General features: G+C 65.2%; 12 protein-coding genes, 1 tRNA gene and 1 pseudogene. 9 read left to right on the top strand and 5 right to left on the bottom strand.

Annotated features, from left to right (window positions below):
* Positions 1-1,920: pseudogene (locus N0K08_RS18610) on the bottom strand (collagen-like protein); the annotation flags it as partial.
* A 329-nt stretch (positions 1,921-2,249) separates the two neighbouring features.
* Between N0K08_RS18610 and selD the strand changes: the two are divergent.
* Positions 2,250-3,317, top strand: a complete 1,068-nt coding sequence (gene selD / locus N0K08_RS18615) for a selenide, water dikinase SelD (RefSeq protein ID WP_261501895.1) — start codon at positions 2,250-2,252, stop codon at positions 3,315-3,317.
* 18 nt (positions 3,318-3,335) lie between these two features.
* Here the strand turns inward: selD and N0K08_RS18620 are convergent, their stop codons facing one another.
* Together N0K08_RS18620 and msbA are read right to left on the bottom strand one after the other, a co-directional pair.
* A complete protein-coding gene (locus N0K08_RS18620; RefSeq protein ID WP_315968016.1) occupies positions 3,336-4,412 on the bottom strand; it encodes an acyl-CoA dehydrogenase family protein in 1,077 nt (358 codons plus the stop codon).
* A 90-nt stretch (positions 4,413-4,502) separates the two neighbouring features.
* Positions 4,503-6,290, bottom strand: a complete 1,788-nt coding sequence (gene msbA / locus N0K08_RS18625) for a lipid A export permease/ATP-binding protein MsbA (RefSeq protein ID WP_261501896.1) — start codon at positions 6,288-6,290, stop codon at positions 4,503-4,505.
* 123 nt (positions 6,291-6,413) lie between these two features.
* Here msbA and tolB point away from each other — a divergent pair, with 123 nt between their 5' ends.
* The 8 genes from tolB to N0K08_RS18665 all read left to right on the top strand — a co-directional run bounded on the left by tolB (position 6,414) and on the right by N0K08_RS18665 (position 12,817).
* Entirely contained in the window at positions 6,414-7,733 is a 1,320-nt protein-coding gene (gene tolB, locus N0K08_RS18630; protein ID WP_261501897.1) for a Tol-Pal system beta propeller repeat protein TolB, read from the top strand.
* A gap of 63 nt (positions 7,734-7,796) precedes the next feature.
* Complete coding sequence (gene pal, locus N0K08_RS18635; protein WP_261501898.1) at positions 7,797-8,339, top strand: peptidoglycan-associated lipoprotein Pal; 543 nt, start codon at positions 7,797-7,799, stop codon at positions 8,337-8,339.
* A 2-nt stretch (positions 8,340-8,341) separates the two neighbouring features.
* Positions 8,342-9,097, top strand: coding sequence for a tol-pal system protein YbgF (gene ybgF / locus N0K08_RS18640; RefSeq protein WP_261501899.1), 756 nt, complete (start codon positions 8,342-8,344; stop codon positions 9,095-9,097).
* Positions 9,098-9,270: 173 nt separating this feature from the next.
* Positions 9,271-10,095: a tRNA threonylcarbamoyladenosine dehydratase gene (locus tag N0K08_RS18645; protein WP_261501900.1), complete on the top strand. Its 825-nt coding sequence runs from the start codon at positions 9,271-9,273 to the stop codon at positions 10,093-10,095.
* Positions 10,096-10,153: 58 nt separating this feature from the next.
* Positions 10,154-10,229: transfer RNA gene (locus N0K08_RS18650), tRNA-Lys, on the top strand.
* 194 nt (positions 10,230-10,423) lie between these two features.
* Positions 10,424-10,840 carry a hypothetical protein gene (locus N0K08_RS18655; protein WP_261501901.1) on the top strand — a complete coding sequence of 139 codons (417 nt, stop codon included), beginning with the start codon at positions 10,424-10,426 and terminating at the stop codon, positions 10,838-10,840.
* A gap of 249 nt (positions 10,841-11,089) precedes the next feature.
* Positions 11,090-11,581, top strand: a complete 492-nt coding sequence (locus N0K08_RS18660; protein WP_261501902.1) for a hypothetical protein — start codon at positions 11,090-11,092, stop codon at positions 11,579-11,581.
* 456 nt (positions 11,582-12,037) lie between these two features.
* Positions 12,038-12,817 carry a YoaK family protein gene (locus tag N0K08_RS18665; protein WP_261501903.1) on the top strand — a complete coding sequence of 260 codons (780 nt, stop codon included), beginning with the start codon at positions 12,038-12,040 and terminating at the stop codon, positions 12,815-12,817.
* Positions 12,818-12,841: 24 nt separating this feature from the next.
* Here the strand turns inward: N0K08_RS18665 and N0K08_RS18670 are convergent, their stop codons facing one another.
* Positions 12,842-13,429 (bottom strand): alpha-ketoglutarate-dependent dioxygenase AlkB, encoded by a 588-nt coding sequence (locus tag N0K08_RS18670; RefSeq protein ID WP_261501904.1) that lies wholly within the window; start codon positions 13,427-13,429, stop codon positions 12,842-12,844.
* A gap of 10 nt (positions 13,430-13,439) precedes the next feature.
* Positions 13,440-16,553: an error-prone DNA polymerase gene (locus N0K08_RS18675; protein WP_261501905.1), complete on the bottom strand. Its 3,114-nt coding sequence runs from the start codon at positions 16,551-16,553 to the stop codon at positions 13,440-13,442.
* Position 16,554 lies beyond the last annotated feature (1 nt).

Raw genomic sequence — 16,554 nt, forward strand, 5'->3', positions numbered from 1 at the left:
GCCTTGCGGGCCCTGCGCTCCCGTCAAACCCTGGTCACCTTTCTGACCTTGGGCGCCGGTCAGGCCCTGGGGACCCACAGCACCCGTCAGGCCTTGCGGGCCCCGTGCTCCCACCAAGCCCTGGTCACCCTTTGGGCCTTGGGCGCCGGTCAGGCCTTGGTCGCCCTTCTGGCCTTGGGGACCGGTCAGGCCCTGGGGACCCATGGCCCCCGTCAAACCTTGCGAGCCCCGGGCTCCCGTCAAACCCTGGTCGCCTTTCTGACCTTGGGCTCCGGTCAAACCCTGGGGGCCCCGCGCACCGGTCAAGCCTTGACCCCCTTTCTGGCCCTGGGCGCCGGTCAAACCCTGATCACCTTTCTGGCCAGAGGTACCCGTCAAGCCTTGCGGTCCCATGGCACCCGTCAAGCCCTGATCACCCTTCGGACCCTGGGCACCCGTCAAGCCTTGCGGCCCCGTGGCACCCGTCAAGCCCTGGTCACCCTTCGGGCCCTGGGCACCGGTCAAGCCCTGCGGCCCCGTGGCACCCATCGAGCCCTGGTCACCCTTTGGGCCTTGGACACCCGTCAAGCCCTGGTCACCCTTCTGGCCGTGGGCACCCGTCAAGCCTTGCGGCCCCTGGATGCCTTTCTTGCCTTCAGCGCCTTGCTGGCCTTGATCACCCTTCGGCCCCTGGGCACCGGTCAGACCCTGATCCCCTTTCGGCCCCTGGGCACCCGTCAAACCCTGGTCGCCCTTCTGGCCATGGGCTCCCGTCAAGCCTTGCGGCCCCGTGGCACCCGTCAGACCCGGCAGCCCCTGAATGCCTTTCTTGCCTTCAACGCCCTGCTGGCCTGGATCGCCCTTCGGCCCCTGGGCACCGGTCTGGCCCTGATCCCCTTTCGGGCCCTGGGCACCCGTCAAGCCCTGGTCGCCCTTTTGGCCGTGGGCCCCCGTCAAGCCTTGCGGCCCCGTGGCGCCCGTCAAACCCTGCAGCCCCTGGATGCCTTTCTTGCCTTCAGCGCCCTGCTGGCCTGGATCGCCCTTCGGCCCCTGGGCACCGGTCAGGCCCTGATCCCCTTTCGGGCCCTGGGCACCCGTCAAGCCCTGGTCGCCCTTTTGGCCATGGGCCCCCGTCAAGCCTTGCGGCCCCGTGGCACCCGTCAAACCCTGCAGCCCCTGAATGCCTTTCTTGCCTTCAGCGCCCTCCTGACCTTGATCGCCCTTCGGGCCCTGGGCACCCGTCAAACCCTGGTCGCCCTTTACCCCCTGGACACCAGGCACGCCCTGCTCACCTTTCAATCCCGGGATGCCTTGCATCCCCTGGTCACCCTTAGGCCCCAGAGGACCTGGCACGCCCTGATCGCCTTTACCGCCCTGGTCACCTTTCAGGCCTTGCTCACCTTTCGCTCCCTGGAGGCCCTGGTCGCCCTTCACGCCCGGCACACCCTGATCCCCCTTCGGCCCCATAGCACCGGAGTCTCCCTTCGGACCTTGTTCGCCCCTCAGGCCCTGATCACCCTGGGGGCCGGGCTCACCTTTCAAACCAGAAATATCCACCAGGCCTGGGGCTCCCATCGGACCTTGCTCACCCTTGGCGCCCGTAGCGCCCGTAGCGCCCGTAGCACCCGCAGCACCCGTAGCGCCCGTAGCGCCCGTGTCACCTTTGGCACCCGTGTCACCCTTGGCGCCCGTTTCGCCCTTGGCGCCCGTTTCGCCCTTTGGACCCGTTTCGCCCTTGGCGCCCGTATCGCCCTTGGGACCCGTTTCGCCCTTTGGACCGACAACACCCGCCACACCCGGGTGACCTTCCGGGCCCCGCAGGCCCAGGCTGTCCCAAACGCTCTGTGCACTCGACGTACCGGTCAACACCAGACCGCTACCGAGCAAAGCCAAGTGGATCGCGCGTTTTCTAAATTGATGGGAAAAAGAAACAATGGACATATCATCTTTTGGTAGTTTTCAAATATGAGCAAATCGCTTTGGACTGCTCAGGCAAAGCAATCCAACAGGCGCTGAAGCTGGCTTCAGAAGATCACTAACACCTATGCGACAATAAAAAACGATAGGTTCCAGCTATTGAAAAAAGGAAACAAAGCCTCTGCCGGAAAGCAGACACACCTCCGTGCGCCGGAATGTCCACCTGTGTGAGGAAAATCTGGCTCGGGCAGCAGGAGCCATCACCAGTCGCCTACGCAGCCTGTCCATAATGGGAAGGAACGCGCCTGCAGGCGCTACTGACTTTGTGAGCGAAGACGAGCAAGAAGGACACCATGAACGACACCACTAGCCAGCAACCCAGCGCCCCGCGCCTGACCTCCCTCTCCCATGGCGGCGGCTGTGGCTGCAAGATTGCCCCCGGCCTGCTGGCCCAGCTGATCAGCCAAAGCGCCCTGCCCAAGCAGTTCTTCCCGGATCTGCTGGTGGGCAACGAGACCGCCGACGATGCCGCCGTGTACCGCATCAACGACGAGCAGGCCATCGTGGCGACCACCGATTTCTTCATGCCCATCGTCGACGACCCGTATGACTTCGGCCGCATTGCCGCCGCCAACGCGCTGTCCGACATCTACGCCATGGGCGGCACGCCGCTGATGGCGCTGGCCATCGTGGGCATGCCCATCAATGTGCTGCCGCACGCCACCATTGCCCGCGTGCTCGAAGGCGGCGAGTCGATTTGCCGCGAAGCCGGCATTCCCCTGGCCGGCGGCCATTCCATCGATTCGGTCGAGCCCATCTACGGCCTGGTCGGCATCGGCATCGTCAATCCCAAACACATGAAGCGCAATGCCGACGCCCAGGCGGGCGACCTGCTGGTGCTGGGCAAGCCCCTGGGCGTGGGCATTCTGTCGGCCGCGCTGAAGAAGAACCTGCTGGACGACAACGGCTATCGCGCCATGGTGGCCACCACCACGCAGCTCAACCGCCCGGGCGCGGCGCTGTCGCAGATTGCCGGCGTGCATGCGCTGACCGATGTGACCGGCTTTGGCCTGCTGGGCCATACGCTGGAACTCGCGCGCGGCGCCGGCCTCACGGCCCGCCTCGACAGCCGCGCCCTGCCGCTGCTGCCCACGGTACAGGCGTTTGCCGAGCAAGGCGTGATCACCGGCGCATCGGCGCGCAACTGGGCCGCCTATGGCGAGCACATGGCCATTGCGAGCAGCGTGTCCGAGGCCACGCGCGCCTTGCTGACCGACCCCCAGACTTCGGGCGGCCTGCTGGTGTCGTGCACGCCCGAGACCGTGCAGCAGGTGCTGGACCTGTTCGCGGCCCAGGGCTTTGGCGACGCCGCCATCGTCGGCCGCATGGAAGCGGGCACGGCGCAGGTCGTCGTCGAGTGACGCGCTGACCGCCGGCGTTCAGGTCGGCTGTCGGTCGATTTCCGCTTGCAGCTGGGTCAGACTGGGCGTGATCACCGGAATGAAAGCCGCTTCGCGCCAGCGGCGCGCGAAGCCGGGCGCGCAGCCGTCCAGATAGGCGCGCCCGCCCCAGGCCTGCAATTCCAGCTGCACGGCTTCCTGCACCAGCTGTGCTAGGCGCATGCGCAGCACGAACAAGGCCGTCACATCCGCCACAAACCGCTGATCGGCCAGGCCCGCATGCAGTTCCGCCGTGGCCTGTGCCAGGCCTTGTTCGACAGCCTCCATCCGGGCCTGCAACACCACACGCCCGCTGGGCGTGCCGCGCGCGGCGCGCAGGCTGGCGCGCACCAGCCCTAGGGACAGCGCGCATTGCATGGCCAGAAACGGTGGCCGGGCCATGCGCAGATAGGGCGGTGCCTGCGGGGCCAGCACGGCCGCCGCATCAATGGCCACGTCTTCCAGCGCAATGGCCGCGGTATTGCTCGCGCGCATGCCCAGCAAGGCCAGATCGGCGCTGCGCTGCACACCGTCCAGGCGGCTTTCGATCGCCACCACCATGGGCGCGGGCTGGTCCGGCCGCTGCACCGCGGCCACGACCACAAAACCTTCGGGCCGCAGATTGCTCACCCAGGGCAGCACGCCTTGCAGGCGCCAGCCATCCGCGGCGGGCGCGGCATGCACCTGCAGCGGCTCGATCTGCGCCAGGAATTTCATCACATTCGACAAGCCCACCGCCCCGGCCAGCCGCCCGCTGAGCAGGTCCGCCAGCCAGCGCTCGCGTGGCAGCGGGTTGTCGCTGCGCAGCAGGTAGTCGATCAAGGCCCGCTGCCCCCAGAAAACGAAGGCCGCCGTCAACGACACTTCGGCCACCTGGGCGATGGCTTCCAAGGCGTCGTGCGCACTGCCGCCCGCGCCGCCCTGCTGCTGCGGCACTCCCAGACCCAGCAGCCCCGATTGGGCCAGGGCCGGCAGCAGCGCAGGCGCACCGCCGGCCTCCTGGTCCAGGTGCTCGGCCTGGCTTTGCAGCCACTGTTGCAAGTCCTGGGGAATCAGGCGAGGAAAAGTCATGGGCATGGGGCAAGCACTCCTGGCCATCAAGGCCGGTCACAACAAGACAAGAAAACGGCCCGCCGACAGCGGGCCGAAAGCGCCGGGCGCGGGGCCTCACTGCCCCGTGGGCCGCGCCTGCAAGCGCGCGTACAGGCCACCCTGGGCCAGCAGCTGCGCGTGCGGGCCCTGCTCCACGATGCGGCCGCGCTCCATCACCACCACGCGGTCGGCATGCTCGATGGTCGACAGGCGGTGGGCAATCACCAGCGTTGTGCGGCCCAGCATCAGGCGCTGCAGCGCGTCCTGCACCAGCCGCTCGGATTCGGTGTCCAGCGCCGAAGTCGCTTCGTCCAGAATCAGAATGGGCGCATTCTTGTAGACCGCCCGGGCAATCGCCAGGCGCTGGCGCTGGCCGCCCGACAGCTGGGCCGCGTTGTGCCCGACCTGGGTCTCTATGCCCTGGGGCATGCGGCGCACATGCTCGCCCAGGTTGGCCGCTTCCAGGCTGGCCCAGACCTTGGCGTCGTCGATGGGCGCACCCAGCGCCACGTTCACCGCAATGCTGTCGTTGAACATCACCACGTCCTGGCTGACCATGGCGAACTGCTGGCGCAGGCAGGCCAGGTCCCAGTCGGCCAGCGGATGGCCGTCGAGCAGCACCTGGCCGCTGGTCGGCGACAAAAAGCGCGGCAGCAGATTGACCAGCGTGGTCTTGCCCGCGCCCGAAGGTCCGACCAGGGCCACGACTTCGCCAGGCTGCACCTGCAGGCTGACCTGCGACAAGGCCGGCGCATGGTCTTCTCCAAACACCACCGTCACATCGCGCAGCTCCAGCGCGCCCCGCACCGTGTCCTGGCGGTATTGGCCGCCCTGCTCCGCATGCGTGCTGTCCAGCAAGGCCAGGCCGCGTTCGAGTGCCGCCACGCCGCGCGTAATCGGGTTGGCCACATCGGCCAGGCGCCGAATGGGAGCAACCAGCATCAGCATGGCGGTGATGAACGACACAAAGCCGCCCACGGTCACGTCTTTGACGCCCACCACCTGGCGGCTTTGCCACAGCGCAATACAGATCACGGTCGACAGCGCGGCGGCCGCCAGCAGTTGGGTCAGGGGCGTCATCGCCGCCGAAGCGATGGTGGACTTCACGGCCAGATGCCGCAGGCGCTGGCTCAGGCCGCCAAAACGCTGCTTCTGCGCAGCCTGTGCGCCATGCAGGCGCACCATGCGGTGGGCCAGCACGTTTTCCTCGACCACATAGGCCAGGGAATCGGTGGCTTCCTGGCTGGCCTTGGTGATGCGGTACAGGCGGCGCGACAGCGTTTTCATGATCCAGGCCACGCCGGGCACGACCAGGCCGACGACCAGCGTCAGCTGCCAGTTGAGATACAGCAGATAGCCCAGCAAGGCGATCAGGGTGAAACCGTCGCGCGACAAGCCCATCAAGGCCTGGACCAGCAGGGTCGAGCCGGTCTGCACTTCATAGACCACGGTGTTGGACAGGCTGCTGGCCGAATGGCGCGAAAACAGCGCCATCTCCGCCGCCAGCAGGCGGTCGAACAGCGCGTGGCGCAAGCTCAGCATGCCTTCGTTGGCGATGCGGGCCAGCGCATACTGGCCGACGAACTGGGCGATGCCCCGGAACAGGAAAACGCCCATGATGGCCACGGGCACCAGCCACAGCTGCAGGCTGCCGTCGGTAAAACCGTTGTCCAGCAGGGGTTTGAGCAGGGCCGGAATCATGGGCTCGGTGGCGGCGCCGGCCAGCATGGCGACCACCGCCAGCACCCAGGTCCAGCGACGTCCGCCAAAATACGGGGCCAGACGCTGCAAGCGCTGACGCAGGCTCAAGGGCGGTGCAGACGCAGGGCCGGCGGCTTCTTTGGTGGGAGTGGTGGCTTGCATGTGACGCGGATTTTACGGCCCCCGTCAGCCCTTGCTGTGCATCCACTTACATTCGATGCCCGCCAGAGTGTGTAACATGCGTGGCGTATGCTCCGGGATTTACCCGGCTCAAGATGGTTGCCAATGACTATTGACCGAATTCCATCCACCTCCTTTTCAGCGGCGGTGCCGCTTTTAATGCGTCGCAGCTTTCTTGCCACGCTGGCCACTTCGTCCGCCTTGCCGGCGCTCGCGCAGTTTCGCGTCGAAGTCACCGGTGTGGGCTTGACCCAGTTGCCGATTGCGATCGCCCCGTTCCGTGGCGAGGCCCAATCCCCACAGAAGCTCGCCGCCATCGTGCAGGCCGACCTCGAACGCAGCGGCCAGTTCCGCGGCGTCGATGCCAGCGGTACGCAGCTCGACGAGACTTCGCGCCCCGATGTGGCCTTGTGGAAGCAAAGACAGGCCGACTCCCTGGTCACCGGTAGCGTGACCCGGCTGGCGGACGGCCGCTTCGATGTGCGCTTTCGCCTCTGGGACGTAGTGCGCGGCCAGGACCTGGGCGGCCAGGGCTTTGCCGTGACCAACGGCGACCTGCGGCTGGTGGCCCACCGCATCGCCGACTATGTCTACGAAAAGCTCACTGGCGAGCGCGGCATTTTCTCGACGCGCATTGCCTACGTCACCAAGGCGGGCAAGCGCTATACCCTGTGGATCGCGGACTCCGATGGCGAAAACGCGCAGTCGGCGCTGTCCAGCCCCGAGCCCATCATTTCGCCTGCCTGGTCGCCCAACGGCCGCCAGGTGGCCTATGTGTCGTTCGAGTCGCGCAAGCCCGTGGTCTACGTGCATGACGTGGCCAGCGGTCGCCGGCGCCTGCTGGCCAATTTCCGCGGCTCCAACAGCGCTCCGGCCTGGGCGCCCGACGGCGAGAACCTGGCCGTGACGCTGACGCGCGACGGCGGCTCCCAGCTGTACATGATCAGTGCGCAAGGCGGCGAGCCGCGCCGCCTGATGCAAAGCAGCGGTATCGACACGGAACCCACGTTCTCCAGCGACGGTCGCACGATCTTCTTTGTCAGCGACCGCGGCGGTGCGCCGCAGATCTACAAGGTCCCCGTCTCCGGCGGCGGTGCCGAGCGCGTGACGTTCACCGGCAACTACAACATCTCGCCCAGTGTCAGTCCCGACGGCCGCTGGCTGGCGTATATTTCGCGCGTGGGCGGCGGCTTCAAGCTGCACGTCATGGACCTGGGATCAGGCACCGTGACGGCGATCACCGACACCACGGCAGACGAGAACCCCAGTTTTGCCCCGAATAGCCGATTGATCGTCTACGCGACCTTGCAGCAAGGCCGCGAGGCTCTGATGACCACGACGCTCGATGGCAAAATCAAGGCCCGTCTGGCCGGCCAGGGCGGCGATATTCGCGAACCGGACTGGGGTCCGTTCCTGAAACACTGATTTTTGTATTTTTACCTGTAACAACACTTTGCCTAGCGTCCCCGTCGACGCTTTGAAAATTCCATGATCACATTCAAACGCCTTTCCATCGCCCTCACCGTCGCCGCCTTGGTGGCCGGTTGCAGCTCTGGCGTCAAGCTTGATGAAACCCCGGTCGGCGACAGCTCGGCCCTGAGCAGCGGCTCTGGTGCCGGTGCCAACGGCGGCGGCGCAGGCCAAAGCGGCGTGTCGGGCGTTGACCTGACCCAGTCCGCCAACGGCCAGGCCGGCCTCCAGGGTGTGAGCCGCATCGTCTACTTCGACTACGACTCCTACGTCATCAAGACCGACGCGCAAGCCCAAGTCGAAGCCCACGCCCGCTTCATCAAGGCTTCGCCCAGCCGCAAGGTTGTGATCGAAGGCCACACCGACGAGCGCGGCGGCCGCGAATACAACCTGGCCCTGGGCCAAAAGCGTGCCGAAGCCGTGCGCAGCGCCCTGCGTCTGCTGGGCGTGTCCGACGCACAGGTCGAAGCCGTGAGCTTTGGCAAGGAAAAGCCCGCAGTGCAAGGCTTCACCGAAGAAGCTTTCGCCCAGAACCGCCGCGCTGAACTGTCCTACCGTTAATGATGGCCGCCCCGTTTTTCCGTACAACGCTGCTGGCCCTGGCCTGCGCCGCGTCTTTCAGCAGCCATGCCGCGCTGTTCGGTGACGACGAGGCGCGTCGTGCCATTATCGAATTGCGCCAACGCATGGACGCCATGCAGCAGTCGAGTCAGCGCGCCAGCGAAGACACGGCCCAGCTGCGGCGCAGCCTGCTCGAGCTGCAGTCGCAGATCGAGACACTGCGCCAGGACCAGGCCAAGCTGCGCGGGCAAAACGAGCAACTGCTACAGCAGTCGGCCGAGTTGCAACGCAAGCAAAAGGACATGGCCCAAGGCGTGGAAGAGCGACTCAAGCAGTTCGAACCGGTGACGGTCACTGTCGACGGCCAGCAGTTCGCTGCCGACCCCGCGGAAAAGCGCGACTTCGATGCCGCGCTGGAAACTTTCCGCAGCGGCAAGTTCGGCGAAGCGGGCAAGTCGTTCAGTGCCTTCATCCGGCAATATCCGCGCAGCGGCTACCTGCCGTCGGCGCGCTTCTGGCTGGGCAATGCCTTGTACGCCGAGCGCGACTACAAGGAAGCCATTGCCAACTTCAAGGCCGTGCTGAGCTCGTCTCCCGAGCATGCACGCGCACCGGAAGCCGCGCTGTCGATTGCCAACTGCCAGACCGAGCTCAAGGACACCCGCTCGGCCCGCAAGACGCTGGAAGACCTGATCAAGGCCTATCCCCGCAGCGAAGCCGCCAGCGCCGCCAAAGAACAGCTAGTGCGCTTGAAATAACGCACCCCCTGAGCGGTGACGCCCTGGGCGGGCTCCCGCTTCCCCCCTCTCATCCTTTGATGGAGGGGGCCCCACACCTAGGGATGGCAGCATCCCCCTTGCTCAGAGTCCCTTGGCTGGGGCATGCCAGCGGCATGGGCTGAAAATGATGCCTTGCATCCTGGATCACTGAAATGAATCTCTCACCGAGTACCGCACCTGCAGGCCCCCTGCCCGACTCCGACTTTCTGCCCGCCGACAACCAGCGCCGCTTTGGCGGTCTGGAGCGGCTGTATGGCATGGAAGGCGCGGCGCGCATTCGCGGCGCGCATGTGGCCGTGGTCGGCATCGGCGGCGTCGGCTCCTGGGCCGCTGAAGCCCTGGCGCGCAGCGGCGTGGGCCGCATCACGCTGATCGATCTGGACCAGGTGTCCGAATCCAACATCAACCGCCAGATCCACGCGCTCACCAGCACCGTGGGCCAGGCCAAGGTGGACGCCATGCGCGACCGCATTGCGCAAATCCATCCGGATTGCCAGGTGCACTGCATCGAGGAATTCGTCGAGCCCGACAACTGGCCGGCCCTGCTGCCCGCCGACGTGACGGCGGTGATCGACGCCTGCGACCAGGTCAAGGCCAAGACGGCCATGGCCGCGCACGCCCGCCGCAACAAGCTCCTGTTCATCACCGTCGGCGCAGCCGGCGGCAAGCGCCAGGCGCACAAGGTCGACATCGACGACCTGAGCCTGACCACCCATGACCCGCTGCTGGCCCAGTTGCGCTACCGCCTGCGCCGTGAGCACGGCGCGCCGCGCGAAGGCAAGAAGATCGGCGTAGCCTGCGTCTTCAGCCGCGAAGCCGTGGCCCCACCCGACGCCTCCTGCGCGCTGGACAGCGCCGACGGCACGCTCAACTGCCACGGCTACGGCTCGGTCGTCGCCGTGACCGCGACATTCGGCCAATGCGCGGCCGGTTGGGTGCTGGATCAAATTGCGACCCGCGAAGAAAAAGTGCTCTAAATTCCATGCTAGAATCGAGTTCTTCGCTAAGCAAGACAACAGTTTTGTGAAGCAGGTTGGGTCGTTAGCTCAGTCGGTAGAGCAGCGGACTTTTAATCCGTAGGTCGCGTGTTCGAATCACGCACGACCCACCAACCCCCATAAGGAAAGCCCGCTATCTTTTAGATAGCGGGCTTTTTTCATTCTCGCGCCGGTGCCAGTCTGGTGACAGTTTCGGGTTTGATGCATGCCTGACAACTCCAAAGGCTTGCCAAACGCGCGCGCAAGATGATGGGTCAGGCCTTGCGCTTACCATCGAGTGCTACCTAACCATGGCCCGCAACAGCCTATGAGCAGCTTTCTTTCCTTTGTCAGCCAGACCAGCGGCACTGCAATTGACCAAGACGCCGTTGAGGATGCGTCAGGCTGCCTTGATAGATTTACCGAAGCGTTCAACGCACTGGATTTGGCGAGGATGGATGCGCAACTTCATTTCCCGCATGTGATGATTTCGGAGTCAGAGGCTCTGCTCTGGGATGCGCCGAATCAGCACCCTTCTGATTTTTTCCAACGACTGCAAAGCACGGGTTGGGCATCTACTCGCTACGAATCGAAAGTTCCTGTCCTGACCAGCAAGAACAAAGTGCATTTTCTGGTCACATATACGCGGCGTTCAAACACGGGCGAAGAACTGAGTCGTCACACCAATCTCTGGATCGTGCTCAAGAAAAACGACGCATGGGGTATATCGCTTCGCTCATATTGAATGAGCACATGCCTTGACCGCTCCGGGCCCCACCCGGCCGCGCTGGGTGCGGCAGAATCCGCAGTCGAGTGCAGCCGCTGCGGTCAGCCCGGAGAGCGCCTGCCAAGTGCTCACGGATGAAAGCCCCTGCGTCGACCTCATCAGGGCATGCTTAACCCAAGACGCCCGAACTTGGGATAGACCCAACCCCAAAAATCTGTATAAAAAAACAGTAGACTTTAGACTTGATAGCTCCAAAAAAATCTAAACATGTCCGTAGAACTCGAGCAAGAAGACGTCTCCATCTTCGAAGACCGCCTTTGGCTTCACAAGGGCTGGGAAGCCCGCGTCATCAAGAATGAAGACGACGATGGCTGGGCAGTGTCCATGACGCAAGACGGCCAGGCGGAACCCGCTCTGGTCGGCCCATGGACCATGGGGCGTGACAAGAAAAGTCCTAAGCCACTGGACGTGTCGGCCTTCAACACGCTGGTGAAGACTGCCAGCGAAGTAATACGTAGGCATGAACAGCACCAGGCAGCGCTGTTGCACAAAGCTATCGAGATCGAAGTTCGCGGCTTGCGCGTGACGGTGGCTCTCGATATCGAGCCCGATGAGGAGAACCCCTCCGCGACGCTCACCGCCACCGCAGCGGACGGCAGCCAGTTGGCCAAGGTACGAGCCCGACCGGACCATAGCCTCACCCGTGCGTCTGCGCAGCGCTGGGCAGACGCCGGCTACCCGCGTGATCGCGAGGACTAAACCTCGGAGCAAGGCCCTTGCTTTCGCCTCACGTGCGATTCGGAAAGAACAAGATCCACAGTGCTCAGGAACAGCGGGACGGTTGTACGCCGCAGCTTGGCCTTGGCTCCGGTTGCTTTCGGATTCTTGTTTGAGCACCAAAAGATAGTGATGCTGGTGAAAGCATGATCCGCGCCGAGGCGCCGGAGCCTGAAGAGCTGCGCCGCTTGCTGGAATGGCGTGGCCACGAGGGTGCGGCGCACATATAGGCCATTCTTCCGCAAACGAGCTCCCGTTTTGAAAACGGCATCGGTTCCACCGTACGCACCGCACTCGGACAACAGATAGCGGTCTGCGGTCAGCCAGACTGATCCTGGACTGCCCCTAGCCAGGTAGCCCCTCGATTCCCACTGACCCCGCCCACAACAGGATTTGGCCGACAATCACGCCTATGCATACAGGTCAGTGGAACTTTTGATGCGCAGACTGCGCCATCTCACCAGCCGCCATCGCGCACGCTCCACCAACATTGCACTGGGGTGGCTTCTTGCGTTCAATGCCGGGGCGGTCAATGCGGGCGGCTTTCTGGTGCTGCACATGTACACCTCGCACATGACGGGCTTTGCCTCGCAGCTCGCCGACGGTTTGGTGCTGGGAAGCAGCAAGATGCTGCTGAATGCGCTGGGCGCCATTCTGGCCTTCATGACCGGTGCCGCCGTGTGTGCCGTGCTGGTCAACTGGGGCCGCCAGCGGCACTTGTACAGTGTTTATGCCCTGCCCTTGATGCTCGAAGCATTGATGCTCTTCCCCTTCGGCCTGATGGGAGCGGCCACGCTGACCTGGAATACACCGTTTGCCGTGCCGCTGACGGTGCTGCTGCTCTCTTTCATGATGGGGCTGCAGAATGCGGTCGGCTCCAAGACTTCTGGCGGGAATACCCGAACCACGCATATGACGGGCAACTTCACCGACCTGGGCATGGAGCTTGGCAAGATGTTTTTCTGGAGACGTCACGCCCAGGTCGGCACCGCGCCTGGCGAGCAGGTGCTGCACGACTGGACGCGCATGCGCTCTTGCGCGGGGCTGATAGGCATGTTCGTGCTGGGCAGCATCGCCGGCGCACTGGGCTTCAAGTACATCGGCTTTATCTGTGTCGTGCCGCTGGCAGCCTTGTTGCTGGCACTCTCGGTGCCGCCGTTTGTCCGCGATGCAAAGCACTCCACCGAGCTACTTGCATTCTTTGGGAAAAAAAGCTGATTGGCCCGCGCGCCAGCAATCTGCTTATGCAAACGCCTGCAAATCCCTAAAAGTAATCGACCACCGCAGCTCCCGCGTCGGCTCGACGCAGTGCTGCCATCGCCAGCGCGCCTTGTCGGCCAGCATGTAGACGGACCGGAGCTGGACCTTCAGGTCGACCACCTGGCGCTGCATGTCCGGCACATAGGGAAACGGTCGGAACTTCAAGGTGGCCTCGCTGCCCAGCGACACCCCGAAAATCCGCTCGAAATTCGGCACGTCCCTGTGCCAGCCCAGCGGCGTGCCGGGCGCGTACTCCGCCACCAGCGCGTGCGCCAAGGTTTCGGCGGGAACACCGCGCCAGGCGGCGACACGCTGGCGCAAGGGCAGCAGGCGCGCATCGAGCGCGCGGGCGGGCTTGAGTTCGTGGGTGTCGAAGTCGTAGGAGCCGCCAAAGCTCACCACCCGGCGCCTGGCCAGGTACTCCTTGTACTTGGCCGCGTGCAGCGGCAGGCTGCGGATGATGTCTATGAGCTCCTGCTCCTCGTCCCGGCTGAGGAACTCGGGCTGGTAGACCAGGCCGGGAATGGAGGCCTGCACCTCCTCGTTGCCGAACAGGCTGCATTGGTTCATGGGTTCTCCTTCATTTGAATTCCCGGCTTTCGGTCGTCAGGCGCCCCAGCAGATGCGACAGATCCGCCAGGCGCTCGGCGATCAGGTTGCAGACCGGCCCCTGGCGTTGCCAACGGCCTTCCACGGCCAGCAGGCGTGCGCCCAGCAGCACCTGGCGCTGCGCGTCGCGCACCGCGCGCCAGACGATGACCTGGGTGGCGCCGTGTTCGTCTTCCAGCGACACGAAAATGGTGCCGTTGGCCGTGCCCGGCTGTTGGCGCAGGGTGACGATGCCCGCGGTGCGCACCACCCGGCCGTCGGGGATGCGGCGCAGTTCCTTGGAAGTCTTGAGCTTGTACTTGGCGAGTTGGGGCCGCAGCAGCGCCATGGGATGGCTGCGCAGCGTCAGGCCCGTGGACGCGAAGTCCCACAGCACTTCCTCGCCTTCGGGGGCCTCGGGCAGCGCCAGCAAATCCTCGTCCACCGGCGCGTCTTCGAGGAGCTTGGGGGCCGCGTGCAAGGCCGCCGCGTCCCAGACCTGCTGGCGGCGGTGGCCTGACAGCGAGGCCAGGGCGCCGGCAGCGGCCAGGGCCTTCATTTCGTGCTGCTCCAGGCCGCAGCGCTGCGCCAATTCCTGCGCGCTGTCGAAGGGCGCTTCGCGCCGCTCCTGTTCGATGCGCGCTGCACTGCTGCCGCGCAGGCTGGCAATCAGGCGCAGGCCCAGGCGCACGGCCGGTTTGCTGGCTATGTCTTCCAGGGTGCAGTCCACGGCGCTGAGCATCACGTCCACGGGACGCACTTCCACCCCGTGGCGGCGCGCATCCTGCGTCAGCTGGCTGGCCGAGTAAAAGCCCATGGGCTGGCTGTTGAGCAGGGCCGCGAGGAAGGCCGCGGGCTCGTGGCGCTTGATCCAGCTGGAAGCGTAGACCAGCAGCGCAAAGCTGGCCGCGTGGCTCTCGGGGAAGCCGTATTCCGAGAAGCCCTTGATCTGCTCGAAAATCCGTTCGGCAAACGCTGGATCGTAGCCGCGCTCCGTCATGCCGCCGACGAGCTTGTCGTGGTATTTCTCCAGCCCGCCCTTGCGCTTCCAGGCCGCCATGGCGCGGCGCAGGCCGTCGGCTTCGCCCGCGGTGAAACCTGCCGCGAGCATGGCCACCTGCATCACCTGTTCCTGGAACACCGGCACGCCCAGGGTGCGACCCAAGGCTTCTTTCAAGGCTTCGCTGGGGTAGGTCACGGGCTCCAGGCCCTGGCGCCGGCGCAGATAGGGATGGACCATGCCGCCCTGGATGGGCCCGGGCCGCACGATGGCCACCTCCACCACCAGGTCGTAAAAGCACTGCGGCCGCAGGCGCGGCAGCATGCTCATCTGCGCGCGGCTTTCGATCTGGAACACGCCTATGGTGTCGGCGCGGCAAATCATGTCGTAGGTCGCGGGGTCTTCGGCCGGGATGTCCTGCATGCTGAAGTCGAAGCCCCGGCGCGCACTGATGAAGTCCAGGGAACGCCGTATGGCCGAGAGCATGCCCAGGGCCAGCACGTCGACCTTCAGCAGCCCGGCGGCGTCGAGGTCGTCCTTGTCCCATTCGATGACCGTGCGATCGGGCATGGAAGCGTTCTCCACGGGCACCATGCGGCACAGCAGGCCGCGCGTCAGCACAAAGCCGCCCGTGTGCTGGGACAGGTGGCGCGGAAAGCCGATCAACTGCTCGGTCAGCGTGATGAGCTGCTGCACGGCCAGCGAATCCATGGACAGGCCCAGTTCATCGAAACGTTCTTCGCGGATGCTGCGGCCATCGAACCACTGCTGGCCCTTGGCGATGGCCTCCACCGTTTCCAGCGTGAAGCCCAGGGCCTTGCCCACATCGCGGATGGCCGAGCGTGGGCGGTAGGAGATCACGGTCGCCGTCAGGGCCGCACGGTCGCGGCCGTATTTGGCGTAGAGGTATTGAATGACCTCTTCGCGGCGCTGATGCTCGAAGTCGATATCGATGTCCGGGGGCTCGTTGCGCTCTCTGGAGATGAAGCGCTCGAACAGCACGGACGTGCGCGCCGGGTCGACTTCGGTCACGCCCAGGCAATAGCAGACGGCCGAGTTGGCGGCCGAGCCCCGTCCCTGGCACAGGATGCTGCGCGAGCGGGCAAACGCGACGATGTCGTAGACCGTGAGGAAGTAGGGCTCGTATTTGAGCTCGCAAATCAGGTCCAGCTCGTGCTCGATCTGGGCTTGCACCTTGGCGGGTATGCCGGCCGGCCAGCGCCGCCCTGCCCCTTCGTAGGTCGCCTGGCGCAGGTAGCTGGCGGCCGTGTGCCCGGCGGGCACCACTTCGTCCGGGTACTGGTAGCGCAGCTCGTCCAGGCTGAAGTGGCAGCGGGACACGACATGCAGCGTCTGCGCGAGCAGGTCGGCGGGAAAGGTCTGGGCCAGCCGCAGCCGGCTGCGCAAATGGCGCTCGGCGCTGCGCTGCAGCGCGTAGCCGCACTCCGTCAACGGCTTGGCTATGCGCGTGGCTGTCAGCACGTCCTGCAGCGGCTTGCGCGAGCGCACATGCATGTGCACATCGCCCACGGCGACCAGCGGCAATGCGGTCAATGCGGACAGCGCACGCATGCGGTGCAGCCACAGCTCGTCATCGAGCCGGCGCACCAGGTCCACGCCTATCCAGCAGCGGCCCGTGAACTGGGTCAGGGTCCAGCGCCCCATGGCGGCCAGCTGCGCGTCGCTGGCCTGGCGCTCGGGGCACAGCAGCACCAGGCAGTCCTGCAGCTCCTGGCCGCTGATGCCGTCCAGGCTGAGAAAGTAGCTGCCTTTTTCGGATGCCCGGCGCAGCTTGGTGATGAACTGGCACAGGTTGCCGTAGCCGTTGAGGTTCTGGGCCAGGACCACCAGGGTGAAAGCCGCTTCGCTGTCGTCCCGGGGCTGGATGCAGAACTGCGCGCCCAGCAGCAGGGCCATGCCGGCCTGCTTGGCCGCGACATGGGCGCGCACAATGCCCGCCAGCGAGCACTCGTCGGTGATGGCCATGGCGCTGTAGCCCAGCTCCTGGGCGCGCGCCACCAGCTCTTCCGGCCGGCTGGCGCCGCGCAGGAAAGTGAAGTTGGAGATGCAGCGCAGCTCCGCATAGGCGGGCAGGACATGGTTCATA

The organism is Acidovorax bellezanensis (assembly GCF_025421555.1).
Taxonomy (GTDB): domain Bacteria; phylum Pseudomonadota; class Gammaproteobacteria; order Burkholderiales; family Burkholderiaceae_C; genus Comamonas; species Comamonas bellezanensis.

Excerpts from the sequence above, each read along its gene's own strand:
- selD (WP_261501895.1), top strand. The coding sequence starts at position 2,250 with ATGAACGACACCACTAGCCAGCAACCCAGCGCCCCGCGCCTGACCTCC.
- N0K08_RS18620 (WP_315968016.1), bottom strand. The coding sequence starts at position 4,412 with ATGCCCATGACTTTTCCTCGCCTGATTCCCCAGGACTTGCAACAGTGG.
- msbA (WP_261501896.1), bottom strand. The coding sequence starts at position 6,290 with ATGCAAGCCACCACTCCCACCAAAGAAGCCGCCGGCCCTGCGTCTGCA.
- tolB (WP_261501897.1), top strand. The coding sequence starts at position 6,414 with ATGACTATTGACCGAATTCCATCCACCTCCTTTTCAGCGGCGGTGCCG.
- pal (WP_261501898.1), top strand. The coding sequence starts at position 7,797 with ATGATCACATTCAAACGCCTTTCCATCGCCCTCACCGTCGCCGCCTTG.
- ybgF (WP_261501899.1), top strand. The coding sequence starts at position 8,342 with ATGGCCGCCCCGTTTTTCCGTACAACGCTGCTGGCCCTGGCCTGCGCC.
- N0K08_RS18645 (WP_261501900.1), top strand. The coding sequence starts at position 9,271 with ATGAATCTCTCACCGAGTACCGCACCTGCAGGCCCCCTGCCCGACTCC.
- N0K08_RS18655 (WP_261501901.1), top strand. The coding sequence starts at position 10,424 with ATGAGCAGCTTTCTTTCCTTTGTCAGCCAGACCAGCGGCACTGCAATT.
- N0K08_RS18660 (WP_261501902.1), top strand. The coding sequence starts at position 11,090 with ATGTCCGTAGAACTCGAGCAAGAAGACGTCTCCATCTTCGAAGACCGC.
- N0K08_RS18665 (WP_261501903.1), top strand. The coding sequence starts at position 12,038 with ATGCGCAGACTGCGCCATCTCACCAGCCGCCATCGCGCACGCTCCACC.
- N0K08_RS18670 (WP_261501904.1), bottom strand. The coding sequence starts at position 13,429 with ATGAACCAATGCAGCCTGTTCGGCAACGAGGAGGTGCAGGCCTCCATT.
- N0K08_RS18675 (WP_261501905.1), bottom strand. The coding sequence starts at position 16,553 with ATGAACCATGTCCTGCCCGCCTATGCGGAGCTGCGCTGCATCTCCAAC.